The organism is Chitinophaga oryziterrae (genome assembly GCF_009758125.1).
GTDB classification, from domain to species: Bacteria; Bacteroidota; Bacteroidia; order Chitinophagales; family Chitinophagaceae; genus Chitinophaga; species Chitinophaga oryziterrae.
This window is the reverse complement of sequence record NZ_WRXO01000008.1, coordinates 243712-266161: the sequence shown is the minus strand read 5'-3', so window position 1 is coordinate 266161 and position 22450 is coordinate 243712. Positions and strand designations below refer to the sequence as shown.

The window sequence follows — 22450 nt, the reverse complement described above, 5'->3', positions numbered from 1 at the left end:
CCTACATTTACAGCCTTTTATAACCAAAACAGAACAATGCAAGCTGCTTATATAGTAGATGCGGTACGCACACCCATCGGTCGTTATGGTGGGGTACTCAGCACCATCCGGCCAGACGATATGCTGGCCCACGTGATCAAAGCACTGATAGAACGCAATCCCACACTGGATCCTGCCGGTATTGAAGACGTGATTGCCGGGGCCGCCAATCAGGCTGGTGAAGACAACCGTGACGTAGCCCGTATGGCCGCACTGCTGGCTGGTTTGCCGGTAACCGTTGCCGGTAATACCGTTAACCGCCTTTGTGCTTCAGGGCTGCAGGCCATCATGGACGCTGCCAGAGCCATCATGTGCGGGGAAGGCGACGTATACATTGCCGGTGGCGTGGAAAGCATGACCCGCGCTCCGCTGGTAATGCCCAAAGCAGATGGGGCTTTCAGCCGTAAAACAGAAATCTATGATTCTACCATCGGCTGGCGCTTTACCAACAGGAAACTGGCCGATATGTACCATCCCTATTCTATGGGTGAAACGGCAGAAAACGTAGCCCGCCAGTGGAAGATCAGCCGGGAAGACCAGGATTATTTCGCCCTCCAGAGCCAGATAAAATACAAAGAAGCGCTGGATGCCGGTAAATGGGAGGCTGAAATAATGTCTATCGCTATCACTCCCAATAAAGACGGACAGGTAATTATCTCCAGAGACGAACCTCCCCGCGAAACTTCTTACGAGAAACTGGCTGGCCTCAGACCTGCGTTCGCCAAAGACGGCAGCGTAACCGCCGGTAACTCTTCCGGTATCAACGACGGTGCGGCGGCAGTACTGATCGTATCAGAACAGGCCTTGAAACAATACAATCTCACCCCCATCATGAAGATCAACGCCATGGCAGTAGCCGGTGTAGACCCTTCCATCATGGGGATTGGCCCTGTCCCTGCTACAGAGAAAGCGCTCCGCAGGGCAGGTATCTCCGTAAATCAACTTGATTTAATAGAATTAAACGAAGCGTTTGCGGCGCAATCACTGGCCTGCATAAGAGACCTTAACCTCGATATTGAAAATATCAATGTGAATGGTGGATCTATCGCTATCGGTCATCCTTTAGGATGCAGCGGGGCCCGTATCACTACTACGTTAATGCATGAGATGGCCCGGAGGTCCGGCGCTAAGTATGGATTGGCTACAATGTGTGTGGGTGTAGGCCAGGGAGCCACCATTATCTTCGAGAAGATATAAAAAAAACGGGCAGTCGGAGACTTAAACCGGCTGCCCGCTGATGGCAAGCAAAAAAACGGATTACAAACAAATCTGCTTCTCCGTCATCATTTTACGGAGATTGATTAAGCCATATCTCATACGGCCTAATGCGGTATTGATACTCACGTGTGTGAGGTCAGCAATTTCTTTGAAACTCAGATCTGCGTAATGCCGCAGTATGATCACTTCCCGTTGTTCTTCAGGAAGCATATCCAGCATTCTGCGCACACGGTCGTGGCTCTGCCGGGTGATCATCTTTTCTTCTGCACTGCTTTCGCTGAAGCCCAATACATTAAAGATATCTTTATCGTCGCCCGTCTTGATGATCGGGTTACGTTTAATTTTGCGGAAGTGGTCTACACACAGGTTATGTGCAATACGTATTGCCCAGGGAAGGAACTTGCCTTTTTCTGTATAACGCTCAGCCCGTATCGTATCAATGATCTTGATAAAGGTATCCTGGAATATATCTTCTGCCAGGAAAGAATCTTTTACCAGTAAAAAGATGGAGGTATAGAGCTTGTCTTTGTGCCTGTGAACTAATTCCTCCAATGCGGAAGCGTGCCCTTTCTTAAAAAGGGTAATTAATTGCTCGTCACTGAGTTTGTACATTATTTGCATAAACGTCTACAATAGCGGGTTTAAAATAAGAAACAGACCTTTAACAGTCAGTAGGTATTGTGTAGAGTTTATGCTATAATTGGCAGTTTTTTGGTGAATGTTAAGATAATCCTAAATTCTGGTATATTGCAAATATAATGGAATAGTTGAATAAAACAAGATACGTTTGAAAGGATTTAATATAAGGTAATTGAGGCAGGGTGCAGCTTTGCTGCGTAATCGATTCAGTGCGAATATAATTATCTGAGAATATCCTTACTTTCGGTATTTAACGGAAGAATTCTAAACTTTTTCGAGGAAATTTGCAGATTCATGGCTACTAAAGTGAAGAAAACGGAAACAATAACTGACGATCAGCCAGTTAATACAAAGGATGAAATATTCATTAAAGGCGCAAGAGTACATAACCTGAAAAACGTAAGCGTTGGCATCCCCCGCAATAAGCTGGTTGTGGTAACCGGGGTGTCTGGTTCTGGTAAGTCATCATTAACAATGGATACGCTGTATGCAGAAGGACAACGCAGGTACGCAGAGAGCCTCAGCTCCTATGCCCGCCAGTTCCTCATGCGTATGAATAAACCCGATGTGGATTATATTAAAGGCATCTGCCCGGCTATCGCTATAGAACAAAAAGTGATCACCCGTACCCCACGCTCTACCGTGGGCTCCATGACAGAAATCTACGACTACCTGCGACTGCTCTTTGCCCGTATAGGTAAAACATACTCCCCCATATCCGGACAACCAGTCAAAAAACATGAGGTGAGCGATGTGGTGGATTTCATCAAAAAACTCCCCACCGGTACCAAAGTACAACTGCTGGTTACCTTCCGCCGCCACGCCAAGCGTGAGGTAAAGGAAGAACTACAGATCCTGATGCAGAAAGGCTTTACCCGCTTATACGCAAAGGATAAATTGCTGCGCATAGAAGAACTGCTGGAAGAGAAAAAACCTGCTGTAGGCAAAGATGCTTACCTGCTGGTAGACCGCCTCGTGGTAAAAGACTTCGAGGAAGACGACCTGCACCGCATCGCAGACAGCGTACAGACAGCTTTCTATGAAAGTGAAGGCGATTGCCTCGTGGAGGTGGATGGTGGCGAGATGAAACACTTCTCCAACCGCTTTGAACTGGACGGACTGCAATTCGAGGAACCTGTCCCTAACCTGTTTTCCTTCAATAATCCGTATGGTGCCTGCCCTGTCTGTGAAGGATTTGGCCAGGTTTTAGGCATAGATGCCGACTTAGTCATCCCCGACAAACGCCTCAGCGTATTTGAAGGGGCCATCGCTCCCTGGAGAGGGGAAAAGATGGGCGAATACAAAGATGCGCTCATCAAAGTGGCCCGTAAGTTCAACTTTCCCGTTCACAAACCGATCACCGATCTGACAGATGAACAGGTACAACTGCTGTGGACAGGCAACGAACACTTCTACGGACTCAACGAGTTCTTCAAAATGGTAGAGCAGAACCTCTACAAAGTACAATACCGCGTATTACAGTCCCGCTACCGCGGACGTACCCTCTGCCCCGAATGCAATGGGGGCCGTCTCCGCAAAGAAGCGCTGTACATAAAGATCAACGATACCAACATCGCCAACCTGGTGGAGTTGCCCATCGAAGACCTCAACAGGTGGTTCAACAATCTCCAGCTCAATGAATACGACCAGCAGGTTGGTAAAAGGATACTGATAGAAATACATCACCGCCTTAAAACACTGCTGGATGTAGGTCTTAGTTACCTTACCCTCAACCGCCTGGCTAATACATTAAGTGGTGGGGAAAGCCAGCGTATCCAGCTCACCCGCTCCCTTGGCAGTAATCTTACCAACTCCATGTATATCCTCGACGAGCCCAGTATAGGGCTGCACGCCAGGGATACACACCGTCTCATCGGCGTCATGAAAGAACTGCGCGATCTTGGCAACACCGTCGTAGTAGTGGAACACGATGAACAAATGATGGAAGAGGCGGATTACATTATTGACATGGGCCCTCTGGCCAGTCACCTCGGCGGAGAAGTGATCTTTGCCGGTAACTACCAGGAAATACTAAAAGACAGCAAAAGCCTTACAGGTAAATACCTAAGCGGGCATCTGACCATAGAACCACCGGCCCACACCCGTAAATGGAAAAAAGCCATTACACTGGAAGGCTGTAAACAAAACAACCTTAAAAACATTGACGTCGATTTCCCCTTACAGGTACTCACCGTTGTAAGTGGTGTAAGTGGCTCTGGTAAAACTACTCTTATCAAACAAATCCTATACCCGGCTATGATGAAGCTGAAAGGGGAATTCGCTGAAAGAGTAGGACAGCACCGCGCGCTCAAAGGCGCAGTGGATGATATCACCCAGGTAGAGATGATCGACCAGAACCCCATCGGAAAATCGTCCCGTTCCAACCCGGTCACCTATATCAAAGCATATGATGAGATCAGGGACCTGTACTCCAAACAACCCATGAGCAAAATGCGTGGCTTCCAGCCCAAACATTTCTCCTTTAATGTGGATGGTGGCCGTTGCGACACCTGTAAAGGAGAAGGGGAAGTGATCGTAGAAATGCAGTTCCTGGCCGATGTGCACCTGGTATGTGAAACCTGCGGTGGCAAACGCTTCAAGGAAGAAGTACTGGAAGTGACCTACAGGGGCAAGAGCATCTACGATGTACTGTCTATGAGTGTGGAAGAATCACTTGAATTCTTTAAGGAAGAGAAGGACGTATGCAACAAGATCCGTCCTTTAGGTGATGTGGGCCTCGGCTATATCAAACTGGGTCAGAGCAGTGATACTCTTAGTGGTGGCGAAGCACAGCGTGTAAAGCTGGCCTCTTTCCTGGGAAAAGGCAAAGCACAGGGACATATCATGTTCATTTTTGACGAACCTACTACCGGTCTGCATTTCCATGATATCAAAAAACTACTCGCATCCTTTAATGCTCTGATAGATCAGGGACATACCGTACTGGTCATTGAGCATAATATGGATGTGATAAAAAGCGCCGACTGGGTAATAGACCTTGGGCCTGAAGGTGGTGCCGGTGGTGGTAAATTGCTCTACGCAGGCTTACCGGAAGGATTGAAAAAAGTAAAAGAAAGTTATACAGGTAAATATCTGTAAAAAGAAAGCCCCTGACATCGTCAGGGGCTTTTTAAATTATCTTAATCTATCCAGCGACTTAATCAACCTTTCATCTTTATAAATTCCTCTCGCCGCTAAAAACAGGAATACTAATATAAGTACCGGCAGAAATGCTGCCGGAAGATAGCTGGAAGAGGTAATTGTTTTGCCGCCTGTCTGCAAAACATTCGCAAAATCCATCACTTTAAAATACTGAAGTACAATAGCGGCTATGGACAGGAAGATATTCAGCACGGTTAATCTGAACTGTATTTTACGTTTCTTGAAAAGGAAGATGCAAATCAATGCCAGCATCACTATCACCATATAAAGCACAAACACCAGATAGCTGGATTGTACATTAAAATAGCTCACTACATTATCACTCAGCGTCGCTTTCCAGATATCAAAAAACCAGGTAGCTGCACCAGCCGCAGCAGCTAATAAAAGATAAAGAGTTTGAATACGTTGTATCATGTTAGACAGTCAGGTTTAGCGTCGTAAAAGTAAGTAATTATTGTGAACCTACTCTTTCGTGGTACTTCCTGTTCCTGCAATACTTCGTATATTGCACGCCCAAGAACAATCTTATTTGAATTATGGCTAAAAAACTGAACAAGCAGGATGCATTGGATTACCATGCTATGGGACGGCCTGGCAAAATAGAAGTTATACCTACGAAGAACACTAAAACGCAATGGGACCTTTCACTCGCCTATTCTCCCGGTGTAGCTGAACCCTGCAAGGAAATCCACAGAGACGTAGAAAATGTATATAAATATACCGCCAAAGGTAACCTGGTAGCGGTAATCAGTAATGGTACCGCTGTACTGGGACTCGGAGATATTGGCCCGGAGGCCGGTAAACCGGTAATGGAAGGGAAGGCGGTATTATTCAAGATCTTTGCAGATATAGATGTGTTTGATATAGAGCTGAATACCAGGGATGTAGACGAGTTTGTGCAGGTGGTAAAAGCGCTGGAACCTACTTTCGGGGGCATTAACCTGGAAGATATCAAGAGTCCGGAATGTTTTGCTATCGAAGAACGCCTGAAAAAAGAACTGAAGATCCCTATCATGCACGATGATCAGCATGGTACGGCTATCATCTCCAGCGCTGCATTGCTCAATGCCCTGGAACTGGTAAAGAAAAAGATAGATAAAGTAAAGATAGTCATCAATGGGGCCGGCGCTGCTGCTATGGCCTGTGCAAAGCTGTATGTGGCCTTAGGTGCAAAACTGGAGAACTTCGTGATGTTTGATAAGAACGGGGTGCTGAATACCTCCCGTACAGATCTCACAGAGATGCACACACAGTTCGCCACCACTTCCAAAGTAGTGGAACTGGGAGAAGCGATGAAAGGTGCAGACGTATTCGTAGGGCTTTCTGTAGGGAATGTGGTAACACCGGACATGATCAAAGGCATGGCCAAGAACCCTATCGTATTTGCCATGGCAAACCCTGATCCGGAGATCGCTTACGACCTGGCCATCGGTTCCCGCCCGGATGTGATCATGGCTACCGGCCGTTCAGATCATCCTAACCAGGTGAACAACGTACTGGGATTCCCTTACATCTTCCGCGGAGCATTGGACGTACGCGCTACCCAGATCAACGAAGCAATGAAACTGGCTGCAGTAAAGGCCCTGGCAGAACTGGCCAAAGAGCCGGTGCCGGATATCGTGAACCTGGCCTACAATGAGAGGAACCTCTTTTTCGGTCCAAAATATATCATCCCAAAACCACTGGACCCGCGCTTATTGAGCCATGTAGCTCCTGCAGTAGCTAAAGCAGCCATGGATAGCGGTGTTGCACAACAGCCCATCACTAACTGGGAGGATTATATAGAAGTACTGAACAAACGGCTGGGACTGGATAACCAGTTATTCCGCGTAATCGGGAACAAGGCCCGTCAGGACCCTCGTAAGGTGGTATTTGCAGAAGCAGATAACCTGAAAGTACTGAAAGCCTCACAGGTAGTGAGAGATGAAGGTATTGCCTATCCGATCCTGCTGGGTAATGAACTCAAGATCCGGCAACTGGCAGCAGAAAACGGTATTGAACTGGAAGATACCGTGATCATCGATCCTAAGAGCGATGAGATGCATGATAAACGCCATCAATTCGGACAGTTATTCTTTGAAAAGCGTCAGCGTAAAGGGTTTAATCTGTATGAGGCTAAGAAAGTGATGCGTGAGCGTAACTACTTTGGCTGTATGATGGTGGAAACCGGTGAAGCAGATGCACTGATCTCCGGTCTTACCCGTAACTACCCGGATACTATACGTCCTGCATTACAGGTAATAGGTATGGAAGAGAATGCGAAACGTGTGGCTGGCATGTATATCGTCAATACCAAACGCGGACCGTTATTCCTTGCGGATACTACAGTGAACTTCAATCCTACAGCGGAAGAACTGGCAGATATCACATTGCTGGTAGCAAACGAAGTAAGACAGTTCAACATTGTTCCCCGTATAGCCATGGTATCTTATTCCAACTTCGGTTCCAGTGGTACTCCTGAAGCACAACTGGTAAGCAAGGCCCGTGAAATAGTAAAGAAAAAGGACCCTTCATTGATCGTGGACGGCGAAATCCAGGCTGCAATGGCATTCAACAAAGAAATCCTGAAGGATAGCTATCCTTTCAGCGAGTTGATAGACCAGGAAGTGAACACCCTCATTTTCCCCAATCTTACAGCTGGCAATGTGGCTTATAACCTGTTACAGGAAGTAGCGGGTTTTGATTCCATAGGCCCCATCCTGTTAGGGATGAAAAAGCCGGTGCATATCCTGCAGTTAGGCAGTACGGTGCGTCAGATCGTGAATATGGTGAACATTGCGGTAGTAGATGCACAGCATAAATGCTGTAAAGAAAAAACGCCCGCTAAGAAGAAATGAAAAAGGGGAAGAATTGAAAACTCTTTCCCAATAGCACTTTAAGCTCCTAATGCTAAGCTTAATCTGGAAACTATTGATACCCGAAAAGTCTGTAGGGTTCTTCCGCCTGGACCAAGTTCAGAAATAATCATGAGGCTGTCTTACTAAAAGACAGCCTTTTTTGTGTAACTTTTTTGAATTATTAAACAATCCTGCTCGTAGATATTTTATCATAAGGAAATGTCAACAGGACGTTATATTTCTTATCTTTGCAAAAGATATAGGTTTAATTACGAACGTCCTCCTTCTCAGTTATATCTGCTATCCTGTCGAAATGACTAAAAGTACTCCATGGTTGATCTAAGCCAGGGATGATGCAGGTAATCTTCCTTTTACTGTCCTCAATTAGAGATCCTTTTTGCTTTAATGATTTAGCCGTTTCCTTAGATGTTGCCTGTGGGAAAAATGTAACAAAGGTCTTGATACAGCTCTTAGCTGTTAAAGAAATGTTTGCTAAATAATCGCGCATACAGGATGCCCGACAAAAAGGCGGGGATCGTTGTGGCACAATAGCATAAGAAAAACGGTGTGGTTATTTAAATTTAAAACCATTTAATCACCTACTTATGAGTAGATTATTATTATTTGCAGGCTTAGTGATCAGCATGTTTTACCCCTTACAAAGCCGTGCACAGGGGAATCAAACGAAGATTGCAATCAATATCACCCCAGATAAAACAACGGGAGCCTGGCTACATTTACCGGATGATTACAACAGCACATCTACCAATTACCCGCTCATCATTTTTCTTCACGGTGCAACCGAACGTGGTACGGATTTGAATGTAGTACTTGCACATGGTCTGCCAAAGATCATTGCAGAGGGGGCAAAAATGGAATTTACAGTAAACGGTAAATTATTCAAATTCATTACCGTTTCACCCCAAATCCCCAATGGCTGGGCCAGTGAAGATATGGTCCAAAATATTCTAAATGATATTAAGTCAAAATATCGCGTTGATGTTTCCCGTGTTTATCTTACCGGATTGAGTGCCGGGGGTTATGGTGTCCTGAACTATGTAGCTTCAGGTTTCGATTTTTCGAGCAAACTGGCTGCAATTATACCGGTATCTGCAGCCGCTATAGATGATAATAAAGTAGCCGGCCTTTGTAATATCGCCGGTAGTAATATTGCTTCGTGGTTTCTTTGCGGCAGCCTGGATGGTTTTATTGATAACCAGGTTAATTACGTTAATAAGATTAATACCTGCGGTCCGACATATCCAGCTATTGCTACTTCTTACCCGGGAGGTACACATAGCGATAATGTATGGGACAAAGCGTATGATGCAACACACATTTACCAGTCTCCAAACATTTATGAATGGATGTTGCAATATACCGATACGGCAAGAGAAATTCCTCCGCCAATAGCAGCAGTGGCGGCCGGGAACACAACCATTACACTACCTGTGGATAGTATTGTACTGGATGGCTCACCTTCAACAGCGCCGGGTAGCAGGATAATCAGTTATGACTGGAAACTTGTTTCAGGCCATTTGGGTCCAATCTTAAGCAGCACCAATAATGCCATAATTACTGTAACCAAACTGATAAGCGGCAGATATACATTTAACCTGACAGTGAAGAATACGGTTGGGATGATAAGCACAAAACAAGTTACAGTAGTAGTAAATCCGATAGGAGGAGCTGCCGGTTCCACTTGCAATTTCTGCAAATTTCTTATAACACCGGGAGTTGATGGAGGGGCCTATATCAACGGTGTAAATCTGCATGTGCAACCTGGTGATACTGTTTGTATTCAGGCTGGTAATTATAGTTATATCCAGTTCTTTAACTTTACCGGCAGTGCGGTCAAACCTATTGTATTTGTCAACTGTGGAGGCCCGGTGAACATCGGAAATGGAGGTAATTATGGATTTATATTTAATAACACTAAATATTTTAAGGTTACGGGCTCTGGTTCCAGTGACAAATATGGGTTCATTGTAAATGGTGTCGTCAAGCGGTTGAATGTGGGCCTTGCAATGGGTAAACGATGTACCGACTATGAAGCAGAAAGGGTTGAAATTACTGGAAGTGAGGTAGGCGTAATGGCTAAAGTGAACCCCGACTGTGATACTGCTAACCAGTATCCTTATTTTGCTATACGCAATGTGAAATTACATGATATATATATTCACGATGTATCAGGAGAAGGAATGTATATAGGTAACACTGCTCCGAATGGGACAACAGTAACCTGCACGGATGGTACGGTGAAAAATGTACTGCCTCCACGTATCTATGGCCTGAGAATATATAATATCAATGTTGCCAATACCGGCTGGGATGCTATACAGGTAGCATCTGCACCCGAAGATGTTGAGATTTATAATAATTCAGTATCGAATTTTGGTATTATGAATGTGGGGAGCCAGCAGGCGGGCATTATTCTCGGTGGCGAAACTAATGGAAAGGTATACAACAACACCGTTATCAAAGGTACCGGCAACGGTATAGAGGTATTTGGTATCGGACTTTGTTCCGTATATAATAATATTATCAGTGATGCTGGTTTCGATAGCACTACCTCAAAACAAGATGCACTCTTTATTGATGACAGGCCTACTAAATACAATTATATTCCTTTGCACGTAAATGTGTTTAATAACACTATCGTTAATTCAGGAAGAGATGCCATCCGTTATATGAATAGTTATGGTACTGTAGCGCCGGGAAATCTGTTCTACAATAACCTAATGGCAAATGTAGGTTCAAAGTACCTGAATGTAGCGACAGGTATAGATTATACGGCTTCTAACAATCTTTCTTATGCCGATATAACGGTTGTTAAATTTTCTAATGCCGGCGCTAAGGACTTTCACCTGGCATCAGGGTCCCCGGCCATTGATAAAGGCTTAAACCTGAGTGCGTATTTTAATACGGATATTGATGGAGATATAAGGCCCTGGGGGATAACTTATGACGTAGGTGCAGATGAATATGAGTCCGGTACAATTATAAACAAACCCCCGATAGCAGTTGCCGGTGCCGATACAACCATAGTATTTCCGGTTTCAAGCATCACGCTGGATGGCTCTGGTTCATCAGATCCGGATGGCAGCATCGTTTCATATGCCTGGACACAGATATCAGGCCCTGTTACAGCTACTATTGGATCTGCGACAACTAGTAAACCGGTAATAAGTGGACTGACGACTATCGGTACTTACGGTTTTAAGCTAATAGTAACCGATAATGCAGGAGATACTGCCAGCGATCAGGTAAATGTTATTTTAATAGCAGATACATCTGAACTTGTAGCGAATGCCGGTCCGGATAAAACCATCAGACAGCCAAAGAATAGTAGTGCTGTCAGTGGAGCTGGTTCTACAGATAGTAACGGAACTATAACTGGCTATAACTGGACACAGGTTTCAGGGCCTACCATCGCTACCATCGTTTCACCTAACAAAGTTAAGACTGATCTTAACCGGCTGACCAGTGTAGGTACTTACATATTCCGGTTAACAGTCACTAACAATAAAGGAATGAAAGCCACGGATGATGTATCCATATTTGTAATTCCTAATCCTGCCCATGGGTTGTTTGCCAATGCAGGTACTGATCAGACCATAGCTTATCCTTCTGTCAATAAGGTTACACTGGATGGATCTGCGTCCTACGCTACAAATCATGGGTATATATCCTATTATGCCTGGACAAAAGTAAGCGGTCCGGACGGATATAGCATTATGAACGCATCATCCCCGGTAACGGTCGTTACATTTACCGCAACAGGTACTTATGTGTTTCGTCTAAAAGTAACAGATACGTATAATAATACTGCTACAGACGATGTAACCATCATTGTTGGTAATACAGGCGCAGGGACAGCTGTTAAGATGAGCTCGAAAAAGTTGGACGTTGCTATGATGAATGCGTCTGATATACGGATTTATCCAAATCCGGTGGTTAGTATATTGCATTTAAACCTCAGGCTGAATGCAACCGCAACGGTTGTTGTCAGGATTTATAACAGCAATGGGGAAATAAAGGGAACTTATTATCTGGGTACTATTACCTCCATTCAAAAGGATATTGATGTAAATAATCTTGCGAGTGGGATGTACATACTACAAATCAAAAATGATAGTAATCCGGATTTGTATTATAAATTCATCAAGTCTGATTAAAGTCTGAGAGTTTACCAATACTGAAAAACTACTTAAATAGAAGACTTCAATGTCCATCTTTTTTATTGACTGTTCAATCGGTTGATAAAAAAGATGGACATTATGCATAGACAATAATTAGCTTCGTTAGAAGCTCCGTGTTTGTAGCAGTGTTCCACATAGAAACTGGCTTTTGGCGCGGCTTATTTTTTCTCCGATATTTGAATTATGCAGCAAATCTCAAAAAAGAAAGCATTCTTCCCGCTCAATCCCAGTTTCCGGGGATATCTCAAGTTATATGAGAGAGAAGTGCCGCTGCCGGTATCATACGAGGAACTCCGTTACTACGATAACAGCATCCCTGTTTATGACAAAAACGGAAAAGATACCCTCTGGGAATCAGTATTTTATCCACAGAGCATGATAGGCCATTTACAGGCCGGTCTGAAAAGGATCTATTCTATCATGAAAGCCGGAGGAGACCAGGCGGCTGAAGAACATTTAAGCATAGAACGCATCGATATCTGCACATTCGGGAATTCTCATCCCTTCCGCATAAAGATCGTGAACACCTACAATGAGGTGTATGATTATTTTTATATTAAGATTGCCGACGCCTCCCGTATCTACGGACTGGAGCTGGAACATATCTTATCCCCATACTGGATGAACTTTATGGTAGATGGGAACACCCTGGTAGAAGAACATATCGCTGGTGTACCCGGAGATCAGTTTGCCGCACATTACCTGGACCGCCCGGAATTCAATCCAAAACGTATAGCTAAAGAGTTTGTAAAGTTCAATGAACGCTGTTTTGTACGCCTGCTGGGCGATATGCGCTCCTATAACTTTGTATTTGATATCACCCCGGACTTCGACGATGTACAGTTCAGGATAAGGGCCATCGACTTCGACCAGCAATTCTACGAAGGCAAACGCACACTGTACATGCCCCAGTTTTTCAAAGAAAACCGGGTATTCGTGGAACTGGCCATGAAACACCTCAACGCCGAAGTAGTAAAGCAATACCAGCAGGAAGAAAGATCGCTGATAGCCAGGAGAATAAAAGCCCAACGCCACAGGATCAAAGATTTAAGGGATGTAATTATGAAAGACAATGTCTCTTTCCCCGAAAAAATATCCCAGTTGGGCCATGAACTGGCCCAGTACTACGATGACTCCGTATTTTCACGCTGTAAAACAATGGGGGAGATCATAGAACGCAGTTTGAAGCGTCTCCTCGTCAGGAGCCTGAGATGATTATAACATTTTCCACTATCTTTGGCCAGTTATGGAGTTTAGATTCTTTCATCATTTCGGAAGTTACCTGCTTATGCTCAAAGGAATGTTTTCCAGACCGGAAAACATGAAGATGTACTGGAAGGAGTTTATGCTTCAGTGCGTTGATATAGGCATTGGTTCGTTGGGGATAGTATTGATTATCTCCATTTTTATGGGAGGGGTAACCACTTTGCAGATCTCTTACCAGCTGGTAAGTCCGATCATCCCCAAAGCTACAATAGCACAGGTTGTGAGAGATACTATCATCCTGGAATTTGCGCCAACGCTCACCTGTATCGTACTGGCGGGTGTAGTAGGTTCCAAGATAGCATCAGAACTGGGTAATATGCGGGTATCCGAACAAATCGATGCCCTGGAGATCATGGGTATCAATACAAAAGGATATCTTATCGGTCCCAAAATCCTTGCTTCACTTATCATGATCCCCTGTTTAATCGCTATCGCAGGTTTCCTGGGTATCTGGGGTGGACTGGAAGCCGGTGAATTAGGCGGCATCCTTTCCCGTGAAGAGTTTCTCCAGGGATTAAGACAGGAATTCAAGGCATACAATATATTCTTTGCCTTATTCAAATCATTCGTCTTTGCATTCATTATATCTACCGTTCCATCCTATTACGGATATAACGTACAGGGGGGAGCGCTGGAAATTGGTAAGGCAAGTACTACTGCAGTAGTCGTTACCTGCGTATTGATATTATTCATGGACTATTTGCTGGCAGCAATCTTATTATAGTATGATCGAGTTGGTTAATATAAAGAAGGGTTTTGGTGATAAGGTGATCCTGCCGGAAGTCTCGGCGCTGATGGAAACCGGGAAAGTGAACCTCATCATAGGCGCCAGCGGTAGTGGTAAAACCGTGATGATGAAGTGTATGGTTGGCCTGATGGAAGTGGATAGCGGTAAAGTCCTGTACGAAGGGAAGGATTTCACCGGGATGGAAGAAAAAAACCGTAAAGAAATTCGTCGCGAAATAGGTATGCTGTTCCAGGGATCTGCCCTGTTCGACAGTATGACCGTAGAGCAGAACGTGATGTTCCCGCTCAATATGTTCGGTTCCGGTTCATTAAGGGATAAGAAGAAGCGGGTAATGGAATGCCTGGAAAGGGTGCAACTGAAAGATGCCGCCAAGAAGTTCCCTGCCGAAATAAGCGGGGGGATGAAAAAAAGAGTAGGTATTGCCAGGGCTATCGTTCTCAACCCGAAATACCTGTTCTGCGATGAGCCAAACTCCGGTCTGGACCCACAGACTTCCCTGCTTATAGATAAGCTCATCAAGGATATTACCAAAGAATTCAACATTACCACAGTTATCAATACCCATGATATGAACACCGTAATGGAAAGCGGTGATCATATTGTATATATGTACCAGGGACGTAAACAATGGGAAGGAAGTAACAAGGATATTATTTTTAGCAAGGATGAGAAACTGAATGATTTTATATTTGCATCCGACTTTTTAAGGGAAGCAAAGGAAATTCGGCAGATGGAAATGTTCCAGCAGAAAGACTGGAGGGATAAGCTGAAAAAAGATTGATTGGGAATTTAAGAATAGGACTTTAATTTTGCCGATATCATTATAAAACAATAAACCAAGCGCGATGAGTGTTTTAGTTAATAAGCATAGCAAAGTGATTGTACAGGGCTTTACCGGTACAGAAGGTACGTTCCATGCCACACAGATGATTGAATATGGTACACAGGTAGTAGGCGGTGTTACACCGGGAAAAGGCGGAAGCAAGCACCTGGACAGACCCGTATTCAACACGGTAGAGGATGCTGTAAAAGCTACCGGAGCCAATGTATCCATCATTTTCGTTCCACCAGGATTCGCAGCAGATGCTATCATGGAAGCAGCAGAAGCAGGTATTGAACTGATTATCTGTATCACAGAAGGTATTCCTGTACAGGACATGATCAGGGCTAAAAACTTCCTGGTAGGCCGCAAATCCCGCCTGATCGGACCAAACTGCCCTGGTGTAATCACCGCAGAAGAAGCGAAAGTAGGTATCATGCCTGGTTTTATATTCAAAAAAGGTAACATTGGTATCGTATCTAAATCCGGTACTTTAACATATGAAGCTGCTGATCAGGTAGTTAAGGCTGGCTTGGGTGTTTCTACCGCTATTGGTATCGGTGGTGACCCAATCATCGGTACGCCTACCAAAGAAGCAGTGGAACTGCTGATGAACGACCCTGAAACCGCTGGTATCATCATGATCGGTGAGATCGGAGGTAGCATGGAAGCAGAAGCGGCACTGTGGATCAAGGAAAACGGTACTAAGCCTGTAGTAGGTTTCATCGCTGGCCAGACAGCGCCTCCGGGCCGTCGTATGGGTCATGCCGGTGCCATCGTAGGTGGTGCTGACGATACTGCTGCTGCTAAAATGAAAATCATGGCAGAATGTGGTATCCACGTAGTAGCAAGCCCTGCGAACATTGGCCAGACTATGGCGGATGTACTGAAGGCTGTGAAAGCATAACCTATACTAATCAATTAGTTAATGATATAGAAAGTCCTCCTCCGGCATCAACGGGGGAGGATTTTTTTTGCCAGCTATATCCTTGACAGACAAGGATTTTTTTGCCAGTCATATCCTTCACCAGCTTCAACCGGAAAGGATTTTTTTGCCCTGAGATTAATTTTCTTGACTTTTATACCCTGTCATTGTGGAATACCCTGAAATTCTGCATCCTCTGAACAATACAAACCTTAAATGCTGTCCGTATGCGCCTCATTTTCTCATTATTCATTTTTCTAACAGTTATCAGTACTACCGCTATGGCTCAATTCAACTATGACGCCCACTGGGAAAAAGTAGAAGCTTTTGACAAAAAAGGATTGCCAAAGTCGGCATTGGAAGAAGTGAACAGCATCTATACACAGGCCCTGAAACAAAAACAGGATGTGCAACTGCTGAAAGCACTGATCTACCGTATTAAATACATCAATATCACCGAAGAGTATTCTCCCATGAAAGATCTTCATGAAGTGGATACCCATATCGCACAGTTCGATGGCCCCATAAAAGCTATTTTACTGAGCATAAAAGGAGAACTGATCTGGAACTACCTGCAGCAGAACAGGTATATGCTGTACCGTCGCACTGCCGTGGAAAATGATACCACTACAGACATCACCGCCTGGAGCCCCGACCGCCTGAACAAAGAAATCTCTGCGGCCTATCTGGCTTCTTTAGAAAAAAGCGCTGATCTGCAAAAGGTGAATATTGCTACCTACGATCCAATCATAAACAAAGGAGAGAACTCCAGGGAATTACGCCCTACACTATATGACCTGCTTGCACACCGTGCCCTGGACTATTTCAAAACAGGAGAGGCAAATGCCACCCGCCCGGCTAACCAGTTCGAACTGACAGACCCCGCAGCTTTTGCGCCGGCACAGACATTCGCAGTGCATCATTTCATTACTACGGATAATGTCTCCTTACAATACAAAGCCCTGTTAATATTACAGGAACTGCTGCGTTTTCATGAGAAGGACGGCAAAGCTGCGCTCCTGGACGTAGACCTTGAAAGAGTGGCGTATATGAACCAGGTAAGTGTGATGCCTGATAAAACAGCGCTGTATGTGAAACTCCTGAAAGAAATGGAAGTGGCATATGCAGGCGAAGCTGAAAGTACACAGGCTACCTGCCTGCTGGCACAATATTACTACGGTTTACCTGATAAAGATGCTTATATAACAGCAAAAACGCTGTGTGATAAAGCCATTAAACAGGCGCCATCATCCCGCGGAGGTATACAGGCGGCCCATTTACTGGAACAGATCAAAAGCAAAGAGTTAAGGCTGGAAACTGAACTGGTGAATGTACCGGACTTACCTTTCCGTACGCTGGTCACTTATAGTAATCTGAATAAGATCTATCTGCGCATTGCCCGTATCGACGAGGATTTCCTTCAGTCGTTACGCAAAGCATCCCAGACCGCTTATATTGATAATGAAGCTTACTGGCGACTGGTAACAGAAAGGCCCGTGACAAAAGCATGGGAACAACCTTTAACAGGATCGGAAGATTACCGTAAGCATACTACTGAGATTAAAATAAATGCATTACCGATAGGCCAGTACATGATCCTGGCCAGTACAAACCCTCAGTTCTCCATCAAGGAAAACCTGTTGGCGGCACAGTTCATTCATGTATCAGAGATCAGTTATATCAGCCGGGATGACAATGACGGTGGACCAGACCTCTATTACGTTTTACACAGACAGACTGGCAAACCAATGCCCGATGTTAAATTGAATATATGGCAGAATGTAAGAAACCCTAATTCCGGTGAAGACGATTTGAAACTCATTTCAACCAACCTTTCGGGGAAAGACGGATCACTGCAGATGAAGAAACTGAAGAGTAATACGAACGTAAGACTCCAATGGATTAATGGAAAAGACGAGCTGTTCACGGATGATTATAAATACATTTATAACTACACCAGGTATAAGGAAGATACCACGCCTCATACAACATTCCTGTTTACGGACAGGGCTATCTATCGCCCCGGACAAACAGTGTACTTCAAAGGTATCGTTATAAAGAAAGGTAATCCGGCCATTAAAAGCCGCGTATTGCCAGCCTGCAAAACCATCATACATCTGCATGATGTAAACGGGGATGAAGTAGATTCCATGGGAGTTACTTCCAATGAGTATGGTACTTACTCCGGTAAATTCCGTCTGCCTGCTGGTCGCCTCAATGGAAACTTCAGCCTGGAAGAAGCAGATAATGCCGGTAGTATTTCTTTCTCTGTGGAAGAATACAAAAGACCTAAATTCTATGTGGAATTTGATAAGGTAAAAGGCACTTATCGTGTAGGGGATTCCGTTACCGTGAATGGTAAAGCACTGGCTTATGCCGGCAATAATATTGATGGCGCAAAAGTCAGGTACCGTGTTACAAGAATGGCCCGTTTCCCTTATCCGTGGCTGATGTGGAAACGTCCGTTCTATAATGTTCCTGCCCGTGAGATCACACAGGGCGAAACGACGACACTGCCCGATGGTACATTTAACGTTACCTTCCCTGCCTTACCGGAATTAAGTATAGATACCGCATTGAAGCCTGTCTTTACTTATACTGTACAGGCAGATATTACAGATATCAACGGTGAAACACATAGCGGTAATCAAAGCGTAAGTGTAGGGTATCAGTCGCTCGAAATTTCAGTGAAAATTCCGAGTCCTCTCCTGCAGAAAGATCTGAAATCGCTGTCTGTTACCACACAAAACTTAAACGGTCACTTTGAACCTGCTAAAATAACCCTGGCGGTAAAACCATTACAGCATCCTGGCCGCTTATTACGCACACGTTACTGGAATATGCCAGACCAGTTTGTAATTCCGCAGGCAGATTACATCAAAGACTTCCCGGTAGACATTTATAAAGATGAAGATAAGACCGAGAACTGGGTACGTGGCGCAGTTACTGTTACCAAACAGGTAGAGACAGAGGCAGACAGTACCATTGCGCTGGATGCAAAAAAACTGCCCGCAGGTTGGTATGAACTGGAAGTAAGTGCAGTTGATAAATATGGAGTACCTGTAATACAGAAAGCAACATTTGAACTGATAGATCCAACGGCGAAAACAGTATCTTATCCAACTTACTTATGGCAGTATGAAGATAAAATGGAAATAGAGCCGGGAGAAACTGAACAGATGTTGTTTGGTACAGCAGCAAAGGATGTACAGGTATTACAGATCTTTGAGAAAGTAGATAAGAAAGAAGTATTCAGCACTTTTACTGTAGATGGAAAAATAGAAAACAGGGCTTATACGGCCACTGAAGAAGACAGGGGAAATGTAGGATTTCAGTATGTATTTGTAAAGGATAACCGCGTGTTTACCTCCAGTAAAACTGTACGGATTCCCTGGACAAACAAGCAACTGAATATCACATTAGCTACACACCGTAATAAACTATTACCTGGCGAAAAGGAAAAATGGCAGGTAAATATTAAAGGATATAAAGGTACACAGGTTGCTGCTGAAATGGTAGCTACGATGTACGATGCATCACTGGATGCTTTCCGCAGACATTACTGGGAAACACCAACGCTGTATCCTTCTTTATATACCTATAACCAATGGAGTGGTGCTGTAAACTTCAGGGAAATTGCTTCTACTAACTGGCAGAAAATTACATCTCCGGATATTCCTAACGAGAAAGGGTTCTCATACGATGCCTTAAACTGGTTCATGGATTATGCAAGACCAGGTGGTGGAAATATTCGCATCAGAGGAATAGGCATGCTGAAAAAAGAAAGTGGTATTGCCGCAGAGCCAAGTATGAGGGCGATGGCACCTGCTCCTTCAAATTTACAGGGGCAGGTTGCAATGGATATGGCGAAAGCAGCTCCGGCTGCTCTGCTTGAAAGCGCTGTTGCAGGGGGGCAAAAACCAGCCGCTCCGGCAAATGCACAACCAGCAGAGAAGGTACAACCACGTACAAACCTCAACGAACTGGCATTCTTCTTACCAGACTTACATACAGATAAAGACGGTAATATCAGTTTCGAATTTACTGTACCTGAAGCATTAACAAAGTGGAACTTCATAGGACTGGCACATACTAAAACCGCTTCTTTCGGTCAGGTAAGCGCCAGCATCATTACACAAAAACCACTGATGGTGCAACCCAATGCACCACGCTTTATGCGCGAAGGGGATAAGATAGCGTTCTCTGCCAAAATCAGCAACCTCGCAGACAGCTCCTTAACAGGAGAGGCCCGCCTCGAATTGCTGGATGCCGTTACAATGAAACCTGTAGATGGCTGGTTCCAGAATGTCTTCCCGGTACAGCATTTCACTGTAGAGAAAGGACAAAGCACCGCCGTGAATTTCCCTGTACAGATTCCTTTCAACTTCGGGAGTTCACTTTTATACCGCATAGTAGCACAGGCAGGAAAGTTCAGTGATGGTGAAGAGAATGCATTGCCTGTTCTTACCAACAGGATGCTGGTAACTGAAACATTACCATTGGCAATGCGTGGAGATGGTAGCCGTTCCTTTACAATGCCTAAACTGTTAAGTAGTGATACTTCAGAAACATTACAGCAACATGCATTAACCGTTGAATTCTCCGGTAACCCTGCCTGGTATGCGGTACAGGCATTGCCTTATTTAATGGAATATCCGTATGAATGTTCTGAGCAGGTGTTCAACCGCTTCTATGCAAATGCGCTGGCATCACATATCGCTAATACATTACCTGGTATAAAGGATATGTTTGAGAAGTGGAAGACAACGGATACGGCTGCACTGCAAAGCAACCTGCAAAAGAATGAAGAGCTGAAATCAGTACTGTTACAGGAAACCCCATGGGTAATGGAAGCAAAGAATGAAGCAGAACAGAAACAGCGTATCGGGTTGTTATTCGATCTGCAACGTATGAGTGGAGAACAGGGCAAAGCAATCAGTCAGTTAGAGCAGAAACAATTGCCTTCCGGAGCGTTCCCCTGGTTCACCGGTATGTGGGAAGATCAGTACATCACACAATATATACTCGCCGGTATCGGTCGTTTACAGCATATCGGCGTAATGGATAAAGAAGCCACACAAAGAATCGTAGACAAGGGAATGGCATATGTAGAGAAACAAATAGAAGAACGCTATCAATACCTGAAACAGCACAAAGCAGACCTCAAACAACAGCACCTCGGTTACCTGGAAGCGCACTATTTATATGTACGCAGCCTGTTCCCGGAAAAACCTGTTGCTAAACAATACGCAGAGTCTTACAAATACTATCTCTCACAGGCAAAGCAATACTGGCTGAAACAGGGTAAATATACCCAGGCAATGCTGGCTTTGGCTTTGCAGAGAAGCGGTGAGGCAACAACTGCAAAAGTAATCATCCGCTCGCTGAAAGAAAATGCGATTGTAAATGATGAAATGGGTATGTACTGGAAGGATGTACGCGCTGGTTACTGGTGGTACGAAGCGCCTATAGAAACACAGGCTATCCTCATAGAAGCATTTGAAGACGTTACCCATGATACAGTTGCTGTCAGTGATATGAAAACGTGGTTGCTCAAAAACAAACAGACCAATAACTGGCATACTACCAAGGCAACCGCCGACGCTTGTTATGCGATGTTACTCGGTGGCAGTAACTGGTTGTCTGCCACTCCGCAGGTAGACATTCATATTGGCAGCACCACTATCAGCTCTGCCAATGAGAAAACAGAAGCAGGCACCGGGTACTTCAAAAAACGTTTCGAAGGACACGAAGTAAATCCTGATATGGGCAAGATAGAAGTGAAACTGGAAGGCAGTCACGGACAGCCAGCCTGGGGTGCTGTCTACTGGCAGTATTTCGAGCAGTTGGATAAGATAACATCTGCTGCTACTCCGCTCACCCTGCAAAAACGCTTGTTCATTCAGAAGAATACGGCCAATGGTCCTTTACTGACTGCTATCCAGGAAGGTAATGAACTGAAAGTAGGGGATAAGGTGAAAGTGCAGGTGACCATGAAAGTAGACAGGGACATGGAATATGTACACCTGAAAGACATGCGTGCTGCCTGCTTTGAACCAGAGAACGTGATCAGCGGTAGTAACTGGCAGAATGGAGTGAGTTACTATGAAAGCACAAAAGATGCTTCTACCAACTTCTTCTTCAGCCGTTTGCCAAAAGGAACCTATGTATTTGAATATACCTTGTTCGTCACCCACCAGGGTAACTTCAGCAATGGTATCAGTACCGCACAATGTATGTATGCGCCTGAATTCAGCGCGCACAGTGATGGTATAAGAGTGAAAGTAGTAGAGTAATAAACATACTTTTTTCTCAAAGGGGATCAGAATACGTTCTGATCCCCTTTTTTATGTGCTGAACCATACTCTTTTAACGCTCTCTAATGGCTTATTCTTCCAACATTCCTTCGTCATTAGTGATACAATTTCCAGTTATAATAATTTTCCTTATATTTTAATTTGTTGTTAATCAGTAGTAAAAAAGCATCGAAATATTAATTGCTACTGATAACCTACTGATACTCTGTGCATTCAGGTATATAACCCGTATATAAGCCCTATATAACCTGTATATAACAGCTATATAAGCTATACT

General features: G+C 44.5%; 11 protein-coding genes. 9 read left to right on the top strand and 2 right to left on the bottom strand.

What is annotated here, in order from left to right; all coding sequences use genetic code 11:
• Positions 1 to 36: 36 nt before the first annotated feature.
• Positions 37 to 1236: a thiolase family protein gene (locus tag GO495_RS24070; RefSeq protein WP_157302501.1), complete on the top strand. Its 1200-nt coding sequence runs from the start codon at positions 37 to 39 to the stop codon at positions 1234 to 1236.
• Between the two features lie 60 nt (positions 1237 to 1296).
• Here GO495_RS24070 and GO495_RS24065 read toward each other — a convergent pair whose 3' ends face one another.
• The gene (locus tag GO495_RS24065; RefSeq protein ID WP_089782128.1) at positions 1297 to 1869 is read right to left on the bottom strand and encodes an RNA polymerase sigma factor; all 573 of its coding nucleotides are present in this window, start codon (positions 1867 to 1869) and stop codon (positions 1297 to 1299) included.
• A 321-nt stretch (positions 1870 to 2190) separates the two neighbouring features.
• Here GO495_RS24065 and uvrA point away from each other — a divergent pair, with 321 nt between their 5' ends.
• Positions 2191 to 4995: an excinuclease ABC subunit UvrA gene (uvrA, locus tag GO495_RS24060; RefSeq protein WP_157302500.1), complete on the top strand. Its 2805-nt coding sequence runs from the start codon at positions 2191 to 2193 to the stop codon at positions 4993 to 4995.
• A gap of 36 nt (positions 4996 to 5031) precedes the next feature.
• Here uvrA and GO495_RS24055 read toward each other — a convergent pair whose 3' ends face one another.
• Positions 5032 to 5472 carry a DUF4293 domain-containing protein gene (locus GO495_RS24055; protein ID WP_157302499.1) on the bottom strand — a complete coding sequence of 147 codons (441 nt, stop codon included), beginning with the start codon at positions 5470 to 5472 and terminating at the stop codon, positions 5032 to 5034.
• Positions 5473 to 5594: 122 nt separating this feature from the next.
• Here GO495_RS24055 and GO495_RS24050 point away from each other — a divergent pair, with 122 nt between their 5' ends.
• The 7 genes from GO495_RS24050 to GO495_RS24020 all read left to right on the top strand — a co-directional run bounded on the left by GO495_RS24050 (position 5595) and on the right by GO495_RS24020 (position 22152).
• Positions 5595 to 7895, top strand: coding sequence for an NADP-dependent malic enzyme (locus GO495_RS24050; RefSeq protein ID WP_157302498.1), 2301 nt, complete (start codon positions 5595 to 5597; stop codon positions 7893 to 7895).
• A 605-nt stretch (positions 7896 to 8500) separates the two neighbouring features.
• Positions 8501 to 12073: a PKD domain-containing protein gene (locus GO495_RS24045; protein ID WP_157302497.1), complete on the top strand. Its 3573-nt coding sequence runs from the start codon at positions 8501 to 8503 to the stop codon at positions 12071 to 12073.
• 207 nt (positions 12074 to 12280) lie between these two features.
• Entirely contained in the window at positions 12281 to 13312 is a 1032-nt protein-coding gene (locus GO495_RS24040) for a hypothetical protein (protein ID WP_157302496.1), read from the top strand.
• A gap of 31 nt (positions 13313 to 13343) precedes the next feature.
• Positions 13344 to 14087: an MlaE family ABC transporter permease gene (locus GO495_RS24035; protein ID WP_157302495.1), complete on the top strand. Its 744-nt coding sequence runs from the start codon at positions 13344 to 13346 to the stop codon at positions 14085 to 14087.
• Position 14088: 1 nt separating this feature from the next.
• Positions 14089 to 14892 carry an ABC transporter ATP-binding protein gene (locus tag GO495_RS24030; protein WP_157302494.1) on the top strand — a complete coding sequence of 268 codons (804 nt, stop codon included), beginning with the start codon at positions 14089 to 14091 and terminating at the stop codon, positions 14890 to 14892.
• 64 nt (positions 14893 to 14956) lie between these two features.
• On the top strand, positions 14957 to 15838 hold the full coding sequence (gene sucD, locus GO495_RS24025; RefSeq protein ID WP_157302493.1) for a succinate--CoA ligase subunit alpha: 882 nt from the start codon (positions 14957 to 14959) through the stop codon (positions 15836 to 15838).
• A 245-nt stretch (positions 15839 to 16083) separates the two neighbouring features.
• On the top strand, positions 16084 to 22152 hold the full coding sequence (locus GO495_RS24020; protein ID WP_157302492.1) for an alpha-2-macroglobulin family protein: 6069 nt from the start codon (positions 16084 to 16086) through the stop codon (positions 22150 to 22152).
• Positions 22153 to 22450 lie beyond the last annotated feature (298 nt).

Bases quoted from the DNA above. Each gene is read 5' to 3' on its own strand.
- GO495_RS24070 (WP_157302501.1), top strand. From the start codon at position 37: ATGCAAGCTGCTTATATAGTAGATGCGGTACGCACACCCATCGGTCGT.
- GO495_RS24065 (WP_089782128.1), bottom strand. From the start codon at position 1,869: ATGTACAAACTCAGTGACGAGCAATTAATTACCCTTTTTAAGAAAGGG.
- uvrA (WP_157302500.1), top strand. From the start codon at position 2,191: ATGGCTACTAAAGTGAAGAAAACGGAAACAATAACTGACGATCAGCCA.
- GO495_RS24055 (WP_157302499.1), bottom strand. From the start codon at position 5,472: ATGATACAACGTATTCAAACTCTTTATCTTTTATTAGCTGCTGCGGCT.
- GO495_RS24050 (WP_157302498.1), top strand. From the start codon at position 5,595: ATGGCTAAAAAACTGAACAAGCAGGATGCATTGGATTACCATGCTATG.
- GO495_RS24045 (WP_157302497.1), top strand. From the start codon at position 8,501: ATGAGTAGATTATTATTATTTGCAGGCTTAGTGATCAGCATGTTTTAC.
- GO495_RS24040 (WP_157302496.1), top strand. From the start codon at position 12,281: ATGCAGCAAATCTCAAAAAAGAAAGCATTCTTCCCGCTCAATCCCAGT.
- GO495_RS24035 (WP_157302495.1), top strand. From the start codon at position 13,344: ATGGAGTTTAGATTCTTTCATCATTTCGGAAGTTACCTGCTTATGCTC.
- GO495_RS24030 (WP_157302494.1), top strand. From the start codon at position 14,089: ATGATCGAGTTGGTTAATATAAAGAAGGGTTTTGGTGATAAGGTGATC.
- sucD (WP_157302493.1), top strand. From the start codon at position 14,957: ATGAGTGTTTTAGTTAATAAGCATAGCAAAGTGATTGTACAGGGCTTT.
- GO495_RS24020 (WP_157302492.1), top strand. From the start codon at position 16,084: ATGCGCCTCATTTTCTCATTATTCATTTTTCTAACAGTTATCAGTACT.